16 protein-coding genes are annotated in these 14730 nt (G+C 69.9%); 8 read left to right on the top strand and 8 right to left on the bottom strand.

Annotated features, from left to right (window positions below; genetic code table 11):
* Window positions 1–95: 95 nt before the first annotated feature.
* The 8 genes from trmB to PUT80_RS22505 form a co-directional block, all read right to left on the bottom strand.
* Complete coding sequence (gene trmB / locus PUT80_RS22540) at window positions 96–803, bottom strand: tRNA (guanosine(46)-N7)-methyltransferase TrmB (RefSeq protein WP_081684824.1); 708 nt, start codon at window positions 801–803, stop codon at window positions 96–98.
* 20 nt (window positions 804–823) lie between these two features.
* On the bottom strand, window positions 824–1318 hold the full coding sequence (locus tag PUT80_RS22535) for a hypothetical protein (protein ID WP_220507610.1): 495 nt from the start codon (window positions 1316–1318) through the stop codon (window positions 824–826).
* Between the two features lie 218 nt (window positions 1319–1536).
* Window positions 1537–2280: a hypothetical protein gene (locus PUT80_RS22530; protein ID WP_275293341.1), complete on the bottom strand. Its 744-nt coding sequence runs from the start codon at window positions 2278–2280 to the stop codon at window positions 1537–1539.
* Window positions 2277–3185, bottom strand: a complete 909-nt coding sequence (locus tag PUT80_RS22525) for an ATP-binding cassette domain-containing protein (RefSeq protein ID WP_037809036.1) — start codon at window positions 3183–3185, stop codon at window positions 2277–2279. Before PUT80_RS22525 ends, PUT80_RS22530 begins: the two co-directional genes overlap by 4 nt.
* 155 nt (window positions 3186–3340) lie before the next feature.
* Window positions 3341–4087 (bottom strand): ABC transporter permease, encoded by a 747-nt coding sequence (locus PUT80_RS22520; RefSeq protein ID WP_037809034.1) that lies wholly within the window; start codon window positions 4085–4087, stop codon window positions 3341–3343.
* Window positions 4088–4115: 28 nt separating this feature from the next.
* Window positions 4116–5051: an ABC transporter ATP-binding protein gene (locus PUT80_RS22515; RefSeq protein ID WP_037809032.1), complete on the bottom strand. Its 936-nt coding sequence runs from the start codon at window positions 5049–5051 to the stop codon at window positions 4116–4118.
* 235 nt (window positions 5052–5286) lie between these two features.
* On the bottom strand, window positions 5287–5943 hold the full coding sequence (locus PUT80_RS22510) for a response regulator transcription factor (protein WP_009085178.1): 657 nt from the start codon (window positions 5941–5943) through the stop codon (window positions 5287–5289).
* On the bottom strand, window positions 5940–7148 hold the full coding sequence (locus tag PUT80_RS22505) for a sensor histidine kinase (RefSeq protein WP_275293361.1): 1209 nt from the start codon (window positions 7146–7148) through the stop codon (window positions 5940–5942). The genes PUT80_RS22510 and PUT80_RS22505 overlap by 4 nt, the downstream gene beginning before the upstream one ends.
* A gap of 166 nt (window positions 7149–7314) precedes the next feature.
* Here PUT80_RS22505 and PUT80_RS22500 point away from each other — a divergent pair, with 166 nt between their 5' ends.
* The 8 genes from PUT80_RS22500 to PUT80_RS22465 all read left to right on the top strand — a co-directional run bounded on the left by PUT80_RS22500 (window position 7315) and on the right by PUT80_RS22465 (window position 14365).
* The gene (locus tag PUT80_RS22500) at window positions 7315–8859 is read left to right on the top strand and encodes a dynamin family protein (RefSeq protein ID WP_037809030.1); all 1545 of its coding nucleotides are present in this window, start codon (window positions 7315–7317) and stop codon (window positions 8857–8859) included.
* A 32-nt stretch (window positions 8860–8891) separates the two neighbouring features.
* Complete coding sequence (locus PUT80_RS22495) at window positions 8892–9485, top strand: hypothetical protein (protein ID WP_037809029.1); 594 nt, start codon at window positions 8892–8894, stop codon at window positions 9483–9485.
* Window positions 9486–9564: 79 nt separating this feature from the next.
* Window positions 9565–10044, top strand: a complete 480-nt coding sequence (locus PUT80_RS22490; protein WP_275293340.1) for a hypothetical protein — start codon at window positions 9565–9567, stop codon at window positions 10042–10044.
* A 7-nt stretch (window positions 10045–10051) separates the two neighbouring features.
* The gene (locus PUT80_RS22485; RefSeq protein WP_275293339.1) at window positions 10052–10654 is read left to right on the top strand and encodes a TetR/AcrR family transcriptional regulator; all 603 of its coding nucleotides are present in this window, start codon (window positions 10052–10054) and stop codon (window positions 10652–10654) included.
* Window positions 10655–10723: 69 nt separating this feature from the next.
* Window positions 10724–11188, top strand: a complete 465-nt coding sequence (gene grpE, locus PUT80_RS22480; protein ID WP_275293338.1) for a nucleotide exchange factor GrpE — start codon at window positions 10724–10726, stop codon at window positions 11186–11188.
* Window positions 11185–13011, top strand: a complete 1827-nt coding sequence (locus PUT80_RS22475; RefSeq protein ID WP_134664224.1) for a dynamin family protein — start codon at window positions 11185–11187, stop codon at window positions 13009–13011. The genes grpE and PUT80_RS22475 overlap by 4 nt, the downstream gene beginning before the upstream one ends.
* 7 nt (window positions 13012–13018) lie before the next feature.
* Entirely contained in the window at window positions 13019–13570 is a 552-nt protein-coding gene (locus tag PUT80_RS22470; protein WP_275293337.1) for a hypothetical protein, read from the top strand.
* 96 nt (window positions 13571–13666) lie between these two features.
* The gene (locus tag PUT80_RS22465; protein WP_275293336.1) at window positions 13667–14365 is read left to right on the top strand and encodes a hypothetical protein; all 699 of its coding nucleotides are present in this window, start codon (window positions 13667–13669) and stop codon (window positions 14363–14365) included.
* Window positions 14366–14730 lie beyond the last annotated feature (365 nt).

The raw sequence follows: 14730 nt of genomic DNA, 5'->3' as shown, positions 1-14730 counted from the left end.
CAAGCCGAGCTCAGCCCGGCGCCCAGCTGAAAGACCGACCCGAGCCCCGCCCGGCACCCAGGCGAAAGACCAACCCGGGGCCAGCCCCCAACGAATCAGCGCTTCTCAAAGATCAAATCGTGCGAAACCCGCCCCTCCCGGTCCGCTCGTTGTTCGAACTTCGTCACCGGCCGCCATTCCGGCCGAGGGGCCCACCCGCCAGGCTCGTCGGCATACCGGTTCCGCAGCGCAGGCTCCGCCGAGCAAACCTCCAGCATCTGCTCCGCGTAGTGCTCCCAGTCCGTCGCCATGTGGAACGTCCCACCCGGAGCCAGCCGGGACGCGATCAGCGCCACGAATTCCGGCTGCACGATCCGCCGCTTGTGGTGGCGTTTCTTCGGCCACGGGTCCGGGAAGAACAGCCGTACGCCGGATAGCGTGTCGGGCGCGACATGCGACGTCAGCAGGACCACCGCGTCACCGTGCATGAGCCGCAGGTTTGTCACTCCGAGCTTCTCCGCGCGCAGCATCAGCTGCCCGAGCCCGGGGTCATACACCTCGGCGGCCACGTAGTTCAGCTCCGGCGCGGCGGCGGCCAGTTGCGATGTCGTCTCGCCCATGCCGGAACCGATCTCCAGCATGACCGGCGCTTCGCGGCCGAACCATGCCGTGAAGTCGACTGGTCCGGGCGGCAGTTCCGACACCGTCCGGCCGAGTCGCGGCCAGTGTTCTTCCCAGGCTCGCTGCTGGCCGACGGTCATCCGCCCGCCGCGTTTGACGTAGCTGACCACGCTGCGCAGCCGTGGCTGGTCCTCGTTTTCCACCCGGACAACATACGGGCGCGTCAGCGGACCGCTTCGAACTCCCCGAGCCGGGAGCGCAGTCCGGCGAGTCCGGCGACCGCGACCGGCTCCGGTGCGCGGGCAGAGTGCGCAGGCAAGACGTCGATCCAGCCGTCGTGCCGGTCCGTGTTCAGCACGGTCGTCGGGATGGAATGGCCGGACTTGCCGCGTTCGGACGGCATGAACTCCCAGTACCCGGATTCGCCGTCGGCCGCCCACGGGACGAACTCCCAGCCCATCCGCTTGCCGAGCAGCTGCGCCACCCGGTCTTCGATGCGGAAGCCGAGTTCGCGCGATTCGAGCCGTCCGCTCGCGACCGCGCGCAGCCACCACGGTGCGGGCAGTGCGTCGTCGGCTCCGCTCGCCCGCCGGTACAGCCCGAGCACCGCGTCCTCGGGTGCGCGGTGCACCCACGCCTGGCGCAGTTCGGCGGGCCGGGTCGCGGGCAGCGCGAACCGGGGCAGTTCGATCGCCTGGGACCATTCGAGGTCCAGCATCGGCTCGAGCCGAGGGGTTGGTACCGCAGCGTCGCGGGAAACGAGATTCTGATCAACGTCCACCGTCACGGTTCACCTCCGGAGAGCTGAGACGGGGCTCTGCTGTGAATATCCGTGGCTTTCCGACAGTATGTCCGCTCCCTGTGAGAGAAGCCACACCGGTTTACGCGAATTTAATCCGATTGCCTGCCGCGCAATCGGGAATGTGCACGTGCAGGTCAGGCGTCGCGCCGATTCGCGGTCGCCACGCCCGCGGCGAACAACACCACGCTGATCGCCGCGAAATACGCGAGATAACCCCCCGGTCCGAAAGGCGGCGACAGTTTCAGCGTCGTCCTGGTGAAATCGCCACCGGCGAACTGCGAGGCGGCGTAGAACGGCATCCACTGGTAAAGATCGCTGCCGATCTTGGGGATCAGCAGCACCAGGCCCTCGACCAGCTGGGTCCACACCAGCACGATCGCCAGCGCCAGCGCGGAACTGCGCAGCAGCAGTCCGACGCCGACGCCGAGCAGTCCGGTGAGCGCGAAGGTCAGGATCTGGCCGAACACGATGCGCCAGTCCGCTCCGGAGTGCAGGCTGAGGTCGGCGTCCGGGCGCACGAGATGTGCCATGCCCCACGAGCCGACGCCGGCGAGCAGGCCCAGCGCCGCGCACGTCGCGAACGCCACGGCGCCCTTGGCGAGCAGCGCGGGCGTCCGCGTCGGCACCGCCTGGAAGGTGAGCCGCAGCGTGCCCCAGTTGAAGTCGGCCGTCGCGGCGAGCACCGCGAGCACCAGCGCGACCGTGCGGCCGGTGCTCGTGGCGAGCTGGGTATTGCTCACGTCCGCGGTGATTTCGGCCCCGGAAAGCCCGAGGAACAACGCGGTGAACGCGATCGGCGCGGCCACCGCGATGAGCGCGCACCACCACGGCGCGCGAGTGCTGAAAAGCTTGATCCGTTCCGCCCGCAGCACATTCACCGCGCACCTCCACTGGTGAATTCGGCCGCCTGGCCGGTCAATTCGAGGTAGGCGTGCTCGAGCGAACCGGCCAGCGGGCTCAGCTCGTGCAGCGTGGCGCGCGCGGCGAAAGCGAGTTCGCCGATCGCGTCACTGTCCATTTCGGACACCAGGAACGCACCGGAATCCTCGGTGAAAACCGCGCGCGCTTCGGTGAGCGCGGTGCGCAGCGCGTCGGCGTGCGGCGTGCGCACCCGGACCCCGCGCGATCCGGCGCGCTCCACGAAATCGGCCATCGTGCCCTGATAGATCAGCTGGCCGCGGCCGATCACCACGAGATCCTGCGCGGTCTGCTCCATTTCCGGCAGCAGATGGCTCGACACGAACACCGTGCGGCCTTCCGCGGCGAGCCCGTGCAGCAACTGGCGGACCCAGTGCACGCCTTCCGGGTCGAGGCCGTTGACCGGTTCGTCGAACAGCAGCACGCGCGGGTCGCCGAGCAGTGCGCTCGCGATGCCGAGCCGTTGCAGCATGCCGAGCGAGAAGGTGCCCGCGCGTTTGCGTGCCACCGCGGACAGTCCGACGAGCTCCAGCACCTCGTCGGCACGCCGGTCCGGCAGCCCGTTCGTCGCGGCCAGGAAGCGCAGGTGCTGCCGGGCGGAACGACCCGGATGCCGCCACGTCGCGTCGAGCAGCGCGCCGACCGTGCGCAGCGGATCGGACAGCTGCCGGTACGGCTTGCCCTCGATGTGCGCGGTGCCCGCGGTGGGCGCGTCGAGCCCGAGCAACAGCCGCATCGTGGTGGATTTGCCTGCCCCGTTCGGACCGAGGAATCCGGTGACGCGACCGGCCTCCGCGGTGAATGTCAGGTCCCGCACCGCGACGGTGTCGCCGTAGGACTTGGTGAGTCCAGTCGCTTCGAGCACGCCGTCCCCCTTCTCGTGGCACCGAACTCTACCGAAACGGAAAGATCCGGGCCGCCCCCCGAATGGCGACCCGGATCTTGTTCCCCTTTTCCCTTTTTCCCCTTGTTCGGCTCCGCCGGCCCCCGCCTGACTCGCCCGAACGCCCCTGTGGGTCTTTACGCGTCGCGCTTCTTCGCGACGCCGATCGCGATGGCCAGCAGCACCACGGCCACCCCGGCGAAGTAGGCCAGCGAGCCCCACTGCGACAGGACCGCGTCCGGCATGCCCGGTCCGCGCGAGGAAGCCGAACCGCCGAGGAAGCGTTCCGCGACGTTGAACGGCATCCACTGGTGGATCTTCGGGCCGATGGTCGGGATCAGCTGCACGAGGCTTTCCACCGCCAGCACGTAGATCAGCAGCAGCGAGAGCGCGCCGGCGCTGTGCCGGATCAGCGTTCCGACGGCGACCGCGATGACCGCGGCGAAGGCGAACACGACGCCGACTCCCGCGACATTGATCCAGTCCGCGGAGGTGTGCAGCGCCACCGAGTCCGACGGGCGGATCGCGTAGCCGAGCGCCCACGCGCCGAAGGCGGCGATCTCGCCGATCACGAGCGACAGCAGCGCGACGACGGTGGCCTTGGCGACGAGCACCGAACCCCGGTGCGGCACCGCCTGGAACGTGGTGCGGATCGTGCCGAAGCGGTACTCGGTGGTGACCGACAACGCCGCCAGCACCATGATCACCGCGATGCCGAACTGGTGTCCGGCCTGGGTGTTGGCGACCGAGATCGTTTCCCCGCTCGGCAACGCGGTGGCCATGAGGCCGGCGAAGCCGACGGTGAGCGCGACGGCGATGAGGGCGCACCACCACGGCGACCGGGTGGTGAAGAGCTTGATGCGTTCGACCGCGAGCAAAGTCATGAGTTTTCTCTTCCCAACGAGAGTGTGGTCAGCGGATGGCCGCGGCCTGCTGCGCCTCAGCTTCGAGCCCGGTGTGGTACTCGACGGAGTCGCCGGTGATCTGCATGAAGGCTTGTTCGAGCGAGCCGGTCTGCGGGCTCAGCTCGTGCAGCACGAGGTTCGCCGAAGCGGCGATCTCGCCGATCTTCGCACTGTCCATTCCGGACACGATGAGCGCTTCGCCGGAATCGGTGACCTGTGCGCTGGCGGAGATCAGCTGCTGGCGCAGCGCCGGAAGCTGCGGCGAGCGCACCTTCACGGTGTTTTCCGCGGCCCGCGCCACGAATTCCTCAGTGGTGGACTGCGCGATCAGCTGGCCCTTGCCGATGACCACGAGGTCGGTCGCGGTGAGCGCCATCTCCGAAAGCAGGTGGCTCGACACGAACACGGTCCGGCCCTCGGCGGCGAGGCGCTGCATGAACTTGCGGATCCAGAGGATGCCCTCCGGGTCGAGGCCGTTCACCGGCTCGTCGAACAGCAGCACCTCCGGGTCGCCGAGGAGTGCGGCGGCGATGCCGAGCCGCTGCGACATGCCGAGCGAGAACCCGCCCGCCCGCTTGCCCGCGACGCTGGTGAGGCCGACGGTGTCGAGCACCTCCTCGACCCGCGAGGCCGGGATCCGGTTGGACCGGGCCATCCACTGCAGGTGGGCCCGCGCGGAGCGGTTGGGGTGCACCCATTTCGCGTCGAGCAGCGCGCCGACCGTGCGCAGCGGGTCCTTCAGCTCGCGGTAGAGCTTCCCGCCGATCCGGACCTGGCCCGCGGTCGGGTTGTCCAGGCCGAGGATCATGCGCATGGTCGTGGACTTGCCGGCGCCGTTCGGGCCGAGGAATCCGGTGACTTTCCCCGCTGCCACGCTGAACGACAGGTTGTTCACCGCGAGCGTGCTCCCGTAACGCTTGGTGAGACCTGTTGCCTCGATCATCCCCTGCTCCCTCTACGGCGGTGCTAACGGAATCCATCCTGTCTCAGCGCGGCCGTTTTCGCGTCATCCTGTGGATCGAACCGGCTACCCGACCTGAGTAGTACTCAATCGTGTCGCAGGGTGGAGCGCGATGGGGGATGCCCCTGAGCCGACCCTGAACTTTCCCCCGTACGCGCGGACCCCGCTGCGAAATCCGCGGCGGGGTCCGGTGTGGACAGTGTCCGAACGGGACGGTTCAGCCGATCCCCGGCCGGGCGAGCCCGGTCTCGTACGCGAGGACGACCGCCTGCACGCGGTCGCGCAGGTCGAGCTTCGACAGGATCCGCCCGACGTGGGTTTTCACCGTAGCCTCGGAAAGGAACAGGGTTTCGGCGATTTCGACGTTCGACATGCCTTTCGCGATCAGCACGAGCACTTCGCGTTCGCGGTCGGTCAGCACGTCGAGTTCGGCCGGATCGCGCATTTCCGAACCGCCCGAGCCGACGAACCGGTCGAGCAGCCTGCGCGTGACCGACGGCGACATCACCGCGTCGCCGTCGGCGACCGAACGCAGCGCGGACACCAGGTAGTCCGGCTGGGTGTCCTTGAGCAGGAAGCCGGACGCACCGCCCTGCAGCGCGGCGTAGACGTACTCGTCGAGGTCGAAGGTGGTCATCACGAGCACCCGCGCGGTGCCTGCCGCGACGATCTGTTTCGTCGCCTCGACGCCGTCGAGCACCGGCATCCGCACGTCCATCAGCACGACGTCGGGCCGCAGTTCGGCGGCCATCCGCACGGCTTGCGCGCCGTCGCCCGCCTCGCCGACCACGTCGATGTCGGCCTGCGCGCCCAGCACCATCCGGAACCCGACGCGCATCAGTTCCTGGTCGTCGACGACCACCACTCGGATCACGAGTTCAACCTAACCGGCAGCACCGCTCGCACCTGCCAGCCACCGCCGGCGGCGGGGCCTACCTCCAGTGTCCCGCCGTACACGTGCGCCCGCTCCCGCATCCCGATCAGCCCGTTCCCGCCCGCGACCGACAGCCGCGGCGTCGGCTGCCGAACCGTCGCCGCCGTCGCCGACCCGGTCGCTCCATTCGCGCCCACCTGTTCCAGCCGCCGCGCCCGGCCCGCGCCGTCGTCGCGCACGAGCACTTCGACCTGGTCGCCGGTCCGGTGCACCCGGACCGCGGCGCTCGCCCCGGCCCCCGCGTGCTTGAGCGTGTTGGTGAGCGATTCCTGGACGATCCGGTAGATCCCGAGCGACACCCCGGCGGGCAGTTCGTCCAGTCCGTCGCCGAGGGCGAGGTCGACCGGGACGCCCGCGGCGCGCATCCGCTCGGCGAGGTCGCCCAGCGCGGTCGCGTCCGGCTGCGGCACCCGGGGTTCGTCGTCGCCGCGGTCGTTGCGCAGCACGTCGAGCAGCCGGCGCAGTTCGCCGAGCGCGCCGCGGCCGGTTTCGGAAATCGTCCCGAGCGCGCGTCCGGCCAGCTCCGGATTGGACTTCAGGGCGAGCGCCGCGCCGTCGGCCTGCACGACCATCACGCTCACCGAATGCGCCACCACGTCGTGCAGTTCCCGGGCGATCCGCCCGCGCTCCTCGGCCACCGCGATGCGCGCGGCCTGGTCGCGTTCGGTCTCCAGCAGATGCAACCGGGCCTCCAGTTCGCGCTGGTAGGCGCGGCGGGCGTACATGAATTCGCCGAGCAGCCAGCAGAAGGCGATGGTGAAGGCGCTGAACACCAGCTGCGCCAGCATCGACGGCTCGGGCTTGACGATCGCGGTGACGATCATGGCCACCACGAACGCGCCGCCGTAGAGCAGGCCCTGTTTGCGTCCGACGTAGACCTGGACCGAGTAGAGGCTGATCGCGAGCGCGGCCAGACCGGACACTCCGAGGTCCAGCGCGCCGTGCGCGTACGAAATGACGTACACGATGTACGCGGCGAGGACCGGCCGTTTGCGGCGGAAGACCAGCGGCGCGACCACGGCGAGGTCGATCGGGATCGCGAGGTACCACTTCGGGCCGGGCAGTTCGGGGTCGAGGCTGTTGGTGGCGAACACCAGGATGTCGAACGCCGCGAGGAACAGCGCGAGCAGCGAGTCCCCGACCATCGGGTGAGCACGCATCCAGAGGCTGAGCCGTCGCACGACTCAACAGTAGGTCGCGTCCCGGGCGGCCGCGTCGGTCCCGGGTAGCACCTTCGGTGCGACCGAAGGATGACCGGCATGCGACGATTCCTGCTCGGGTGAGCGAACGAGCCGGAAGGGGGCCGGGGCGGTGACGGCAGCGGCGGAACGGGGACGACTCGCCGGCCCACTGTCCGCGTCGGTGGCGGAGCTGTGCCACCGGCTGCGGTCCCAGGTGTCCCCGCGCACCGCCGCCGGGTTCGCCGAGGTGCTGCGCAGGCTCGGTGCGCCGTTGCAGGTCGCGGTCGCCGGGCGGATCAAGTCGGGCAAGTCGACGCTGGTCAACGCGTTGATCGGGCGGCTGGTCGCACCCACCGACGTCGGCGAGTGCACGCGGCTGGTCACGCGGTTCCAGTACGGCACCGTCGACCGGGTCGAGGTGGTGTTCCTCGACGGCCGCAAGCAGGTGCTTCCCTTCGCCGCGGACGGTTCGATCCCGGCCGAGCTCGGCGTCGACATCGCCGAGGTCTCGCATCTCGAGGCCTACCTCACCAACGCGGTGCTGCAGGACATGACGGTGATCGACACCCCCGGCCTCGGCTCGCTGGACGCCGCGTCGGTGTCGCGGACCGAGCAGCTGCTGGGCGCGGCCGAGCAGGACGAGGGTTCCGACGACCTCGACGACACCTCGCGCAACGCCGTCGCGGGCGCGGAGGCCGTGCTTTACGTGGTGACCCAGGGCGTGCGCGCGGACGATCAGCAGGCGCTGGCCGCGTTCACCGCCGCGACCGCGAGCCGGGACGCCGGGCCGGTCAACGCGATCGCCGTGTTGAACAAGGCGGACACGGTCGTCGCGGAAACTGTCGAAGGCTCCGGCGGAGACGTCTGGAAGGCCGCGCAGCTGCTCGCCGAGAAGCAGGCCGCGACGCTGAAGCCGCGTGTCGCGGACGTGCTGCCGGTGATCGGCCTGATCGCCGAATCGGCCGAGTCCGGCGGGTTCACCTCCGCCGACGCCGAAGCGCTCGGCCAGCTCGCCGCGCTCGACGACGACGTCCTCGAAACCATGCTCATCGCGGCCGACATCTTCACCAGCTGGGAGTGCGACATCCCGACCGGAATCCGGTTGCGGCTGCTGGAGAAACTGGATCTCTTCGGAATCCGCTGCGCGGTCGACGCGATCCGCGCGGAACCGGAGATCACCGCGGGAGCGTTGCGCCGCAAGCTTCTCGACATCTCCGGACTCGACGCGGTCCGCCGCCGGCTGTCGATCGTCTTCGCCGCGCGCGCGGACGGGATCAAGGCCGCGGCCGCGCTGGCGTCGGTGACCGCGCTGGCGCACGCGTCCGGCGACCCGGGCGAACGGCAGCGCGTGCACGACGCGATCGAGGTGCTGCTGGCCCGTCCGGAAGCGCATCAGCTGCGGCTGCTGGAAGCGTTGACGCTCGTCGCCTCTGGCGCGGTCGAGATGCCGGAAGACCTGGCGGAAGAGGTGCTTCGGGTCGGCAGCAACGCCGACCTCGGCGCGCAGCTCGGCCTTCCCGGCGCCTCGCGGCCGGAGCTGGCGGCGCACGCGCTGGAACGCGCGGGCTGGTGGCGGTCTTTCGCGTCGTTCGGCGCGACTCCGGCGCAAAGCCGCGTGGCCCACGTCGTGCACCGCGCCTATTTCCTGATCTGGCAACAGATTCGCGAACAGTAAACAACCCGTCCGCGACGCGTAGGCTGAATGTCGTGCGGCTGGAGGACACCACCTCGTGGCGGGTGAACTGGGGGAGCGACCACGACGTCGACGTGGCGTTGTTCCTCCGGGACGTGCTCGCGCTCTCGATCGCCGACGGCCAGCTGCTGCCGCCGGTCGAACCCGCGGTGCCGGTGCACGTCCCGCCCGCCCTCGACCGCGCGGCGGTGCAGGCGCAGTGGGAACCGTGGTGGAACGGCCTGCTGACCTTCCTCCGCGAACGCGGTTCCGCGCGCACCCGCCGGAAAAGCCCTGCTCCCGGCGACGGATCGGCGATCGACCTCGCCGCGCAGCACTTCGCCCCGGCCGCCGCCGAACACTTCGCCGCGGCCCGCCGACCGGTCTCGTCCGGCTTCCACCGCCGCCAGATCCTCGCGAGCGAACGGATCGGCCGGCTCGTCCGCGAAACCGAGGTCGAGCTGGGCCGCCGCGCGCGACCGTTCCGGCTGTCCGTGCTGGAGATCCCGGTCGCGGGCCGGGTGTGGCTGCGGACAGCTGAGCACCAGCTGCTGGTCTCGTCCCAGCTGGCGGCGGACGTCCCGGCGCTCGACCAGGCGATGCGCTCGCTGATCCACGAACTCGCCTGACCCTCGCGCAAACGCTTGCCCCAGGGGTTTCGCGCACCCTGTTTTGATAAACCGAGCACTCGGTCTAATAATAGTCCTCATGGAGACAGTGGTCGACGAACCGGCGTGGGTGCGCCGCGGGTCCTGGCTGGTCTGCCCGGTCGCCGGGGCACTGCTGGGTTGGGGCGTGCAGGCGCTCGCCGACTGGATCACGTCCTTGCCGTGGTTCCCGGTGCAAGGCCCGTTCCGGCTGCTGCATTCGGTGCCGCAGCCGTGGCGGCTGGTCGGCGCGGTCGTCGTCGGCCTGCTGCTCGGGGTCGCGTTCGCCTGGTTCTGGGCGTGGGACCGGCTGATCGTCACGGTGTCCGCCACGCGCGTCACGTTCGAACGGCGCGAGCGGCGCCGGCGCATCGACACTCCCCTCACCTCCGTGTTCGTCGACGACGGCAAGCTCGTGCTGCTCGGCGAAAACGACCGGGAAATCGCCAGGGAGAAGACAGACCTGTCGCGGCGGCAGTTGGCCGAAGCGTTCACCGCGCACGGCCGCCCGTGGCTCGACGAACCGCCGCCTGAGCGATGATGTTCTCGTGGTGAGGACCGTCGATCCGGAAAAGCGCGCGGCGAAACGACGCGCGATTCTCGACGCGGCAGCGGGATGCTTCGCCCGCGACGGGTTCGAAAAGACCTCCACCGCGGACATTTGCCGCGCCGCCGGGATCAGCTCCGGCAGCCTGTTCCACTACTTCCCCAGCAAGCGTGCGGTCTTCGTCGGCATTTTCGAGGCGGACACCGCCGACAACGAGGAACTGCTCGCCACCGCGGTGGACATGGCCGACCCGTGGGAAGGCGTGCTCGCGGTCGTCGAGCGGATGACGGTGGCGATCGTGCTGCCCGGCGTCGTGCGACTGATCCTCGAAGCGGCCGCGCAGGCCGCGCGCGATCCGGAGTTCAACGAGCTGATCCGCAGCAACGACGACCGCATGCGCGTCGGTCTCGCGGACTTGATCGAGCGCGGGGCCCGGACCGGCCGGTTCTCCCCCATGCTGTCCCCCGTCGACGCGGGAAACTGGGTCGTCGCGCTGGTCGACGCCCTGCTTTCCCGCGCGAGCCTCGACCCCGACCTGGACGTCGAGCACGAGCAGGCGGTGCTGCGGCAGTTGCTGACCCGGATTCTCGGCCCGTCTGAGTGATCCGCCCCCGCCGCGCACCGCATTGCCGCAAACTGGTGAAATCACCCGGACGACCAGGGGAGGGTCTCAATGGCGTGGTTCGGCCACGAGGAACCTGCCGACGCGGCCGAAGCGCCGACCGGCGAGATCAGCGCGGAGGCTCTCGCGCGGATCATCGCCGAGGCGGACGGAACCGCCGCCGCGGCGGATGCGTCGGATCCCGATGTGGACCTCGTAGCTGCCCCGGGTGACCTCGAACGCGCGCTTTCCGACCGGCAGGCGCTCATCCAGCTGTGCCTGTACGCGCTGGACCGCGCCCGCAGCAGCGGCGTCGTGGAACGGCTCGAACACGGGCTCGCCGACATCGGCGTCACCGCGTTGCGCGCCGAGGGCGAACGCTTCGACCCGTCTCGCCACGAGGCCGGCGGCGCGGTGCCCACCGACGATCCGGAGCTGGAAGGCGTGGTCGCGGAGACCGAGGTCGTCGGGTTCGCCGACCAGGACCGGCTGTTGCGCGCGCCGATCGTCACCGTCTACGCGAAGCGGGCGCAGTGACCGCACCGACGCTTCCCGCTCAGGTCCAGGCCGCTCGCGAACAGCTGCTCGGCGTCGTCCGCGAGGCCGATCCGCAGGCCGCCAAATGGGTCGAGGACCAGCGCAAGGCCCGGTCGGAGAAACCGTCCGTGGTGGTCGTCGGAGAGACGAACCGCGGGAAGAGTTCGCTGGTCAACGCCCTGCTCGCGACCCCGGGACTGTCCCCTGTGGACGCTGACGTGGCCACCGCGACCTACCTCGTTTTCGAGCACGCGCAGCAGTGGGGCGCGCAGGCCTGCTACCCCGGTCAGCTGGCGTCGGTGCCGTTCGACCTGACGCAGCTGGTCGACTGGGTGTCCGCCGCGCACGAGCTGCCGCCGGGACAGCTGCCGCCGCGCTACGTCGAGGTGTCCGGCCCGGTCCCGCTGCTGGAACGGCTGACGCTGGTCGACACCCCGGGCGTCGGCGGGCTCGATTCGCTGCACGGCGAGCTGGCCAAGGAAGCCGCCGCGGGCGCGACCGCGCTGGTGTTCGTGGTCGACGCGTCGGCCCCGTTCACCTCCACTGAGCTGCAGTTCCTGCGCGAGGTCGCGGACCGCGTCGAGACGGTGGTCTTCGTGCTGGCCAAAACCGACGCCTTCCGCGGCTGGCGCGAGATCCTGGAAGCCGACCGGCAACTGCTCGCCGAACACGCGCCGCGCTTCGCCGACGCGGTCTTCCACCCGGTGTCGGCGCGCGTGTTCGAGACCGCCGCGAAGGCGCCGAACGCGCAGGTCGCCGCGATGCTGCGGGAGAAGTCCGGCATCGCCGCGGTGCAGGTGGCGCTGCAGGAACTGCTGGTCGGCCGCTCGATGATGCTCAAGGAAGCCAACACGCTCCGCTCGCTGTCGAGCGCGCTGGCCGGGATCAAGGCGAAGCTGCAGGGCGAAAGCCGGGCCCTGTCCGCGGGCGAAGCGGAAGCCGAACAACTCCGCGCCCGCCGCGACGATCTGCAGTCCCAGCGCCGCACCTCCACCCGCGGCTGGCAACTGCGCCTGCGCGGCGAAATCCAGCGCACGCGGGTCGAGGTCGGCCACGAGAGCAGCCGCGAAATGCGCGAGGCGCAGGCGCATTTCCGCCAGCGCATCGACGCGGCCAAACGCGACGAACTGGCCGCGCTGCCGCAAGAAGTCGACATCGCGCTGCAGACCGCGTCGCAGCGGGTGTCGATGCAGTTGTCGAGGCGGCTGAACCAGGTGACGAACACGGCGCTGTCGGAGCTGTTCTCCGCCGAGGAACTTGACGTGATCCGCGCCCAGTTCGCCCGCGCCGGCGGCCCGCCGGTGGTGCTGCGCCCGCCGGACAAGAAACCGCCGACCGCCGAAGACAAACTGCTGGTGTTCATGGGCATTTCCGGCGGCGTCGGCGCCGGGAAGATCGCCGCGTTGCCGCTGGCGGGCGTCGCGATCCTCAACCCGGTCGTGCTCCCGGCGACAATCGTGATCGGCCTCGGCGCGGGCTGGTGGATGGCCCGCACCCGCAAACACGCCTCGGACAAACAACATCTGAAGCAATGGCTGGTCGAAGCGATCGCGGACGCCCGTTCGACGCTCGACCAGCTGATCGCCGAACAGCTCATCGAGGCCGAGCAGCAACTGTCGCTCGCTCTCGACGAGGCACTCGGCCGCCGCATCGAGGCGATCGAAGCGGAGCTGAAGGAGGTGGACCAGACGATCAAGATGAGCGCGCAGGAGCGGGCGAAGAAGATCGCGATCGTCTCGAAACGCCTCAAGGACGTGACCGAGGGCCATACCCGGGCCGAAACTCTGCTTTCCCGCATTCGCACGGTCCGCGATCGGGCATGATCAGCGGGTGACGTACGGACCTGGATCGCCGCAACCACCGCAGTGGGGTGCACCGCCGCCCGCTCCGCAGTGGGGCGGCCCGCCGCCGCAACAGTGGCAGCCACCGCAACCGCCGAAGAAGCGCCGCCGGATCGGGCTGATCATCGGGATCTGCCTGGGTGCCGTCGTGCTTCTTGCTGGTGGCGGCGTCGCTGTCTTCATCGTCGCGACCGACGACAGCGTCGAGGTGCACCGCCCGGCAGGCGGGCCCGAGGTCGTGGTCAAGGCGTACGTCGACGCGGTCAACAGGCGCGACCCGATCGGCCTGCAGAACGTCGACTGCCACGCCTCCACTGAGTATCCGGCGACCCGGTCGGTCCAGAGCTTCGACGAGGACAACGTCCGGATCCGCCTCGGCAAGCCGACCACCGGCCCCGGCGACGGCGCGTTCTTCGAGGTCGAGGTCACCCGGAACGCCCATCCGGCGACGACCACGCGGCTGGATCTGAACCGCGAGGAAGCCGGGACCTGGTGCGTTTTCGTCACCGGCGGCGGGCTTCCGGCCAACCTGCCGCCGTGAGCACGTGATCGGCTTGTGGACGGGAACCGAACCGGCCTAACGTGAGTCATACCGAGCGAGAAACGGCAGACCCGGCGTACTAAGGGGGACCAACCCATGTGGGTCGACGAGAGCGGCGGCACCGACGCGACCGGCCCGGAGGCCTTGACCGTCCACGTCGACGGCCAGGAGTACCAGGCCGAGGTCAACTACGACACAGACCACGACGGGGTCTCCGACACCGCGGTCGTCGAGCACGACGACGGCTCCGCGCAGGCGTTCGCCGACACCGACCACGACGGCGTCGCCGACCACTACGCGGTGCTCGATTCGACCGGGCACGTCGTGGACCAGGCGGTTTACGACGAGCAGAGCGGCAGCTGGGTCGAATCCGGCCACGGCCAGTCCGGCTCCGACGGCACCGACACGCACTCGCAGGACACCTCGACCACCGGGCACATCCACGCCGACCTGCCGGACGGCAACGTCGACGCCGGGGTCGCCACCATCGACACCGACCACGACGGGCACAACGACACCGCCGTGGTCGAGACGAAGTCCGGCGGCACGATCGCGTTCACCGACACCAACGGCGACGGCCAGGCCGACGTCGCGGTGCAGGTCGGCGCGGACGGCTCCACCCACACGTTAGAGCACACCGGCCAGGGCCAGTGGACCGAGGCCGACGGCGGCTCGAACCACGCGGCCGCGGCCGACCCGGGCAGCGACTCGGCCTGGGGCGGCGAGGGCGCCCAGCTGCTCAGCGGCGTCGCGAAGATCGACAGCGGAACCGGGCAGTGGATCAGCCCCAACTGAGCACTCGGTAACTGACGTCACACGAACGGGTCCGGCCGCGCGCCGGGCCCGTTTCGCTGTCTCCGGGGCCGCCAAATCCCGACGCGATCCGCCCGGCTCCAGCGAACCGGCGCCCGGCAGCGTCCGCGCAAGATCGGAACTGCTCAGCCCCTCTCCCGGCATCCGGCACGAATGCGACGCGGGCCACGCGGAAAGATTTTCGGCGCTGGCCCGTTCCGGTGAAACTGAATCGATTCCCTTATCGTTCTTGTGAGAGAACCGACAGGTCAGCTCTCGGTTACCTGCCGTCCATCCGGCTACAGTCGGGGAATCCCAAAACCCGCACACCGGTCTTCCGCCGGTGTGCGAAGCCATTCGGTCGCCGG

The organism is Amycolatopsis sp. La24 (genome assembly GCF_029087445.1).
GTDB lineage: Bacteria > Actinomycetota > Actinomycetes > Mycobacteriales > Pseudonocardiaceae > Amycolatopsis > Amycolatopsis nivea.
Note: the sequence above shows the minus strand (reverse complement) of the source record. Positions and strands in the feature narration are given on the sequence as shown.

Coding starts and splice junctions, on each gene's coding strand:
- grpE (WP_275293338.1), top strand. CDS start 10,724: ATGGCGTGGTTCGGCCACGAGGAACCTGCCGACGCGGCCGAAGCGCCG.
- PUT80_RS22505 (WP_275293361.1), bottom strand. CDS start 7,148: ATGGTCGGGGACTCGCTGCTCGCGCTGTTCCTCGCGGCGTTCGACATC.
- PUT80_RS22520 (WP_037809034.1), bottom strand. CDS start 4,087: ATGACTTTGCTCGCGGTCGAACGCATCAAGCTCTTCACCACCCGGTCG.
- PUT80_RS22465 (WP_275293336.1), top strand. CDS start 13,667: ATGTGGGTCGACGAGAGCGGCGGCACCGACGCGACCGGCCCGGAGGCC.
- PUT80_RS22535 (WP_220507610.1), bottom strand. CDS start 1,318: ATGCTGGACCTCGAATGGTCCCAGGCGATCGAACTGCCCCGGTTCGCG.
- PUT80_RS22490 (WP_275293340.1), top strand. CDS start 9,565: ATGGAGACAGTGGTCGACGAACCGGCGTGGGTGCGCCGCGGGTCCTGG.
- PUT80_RS22515 (WP_037809032.1), bottom strand. CDS start 5,051: ATGATCGAGGCAACAGGTCTCACCAAGCGTTACGGGAGCACGCTCGCG.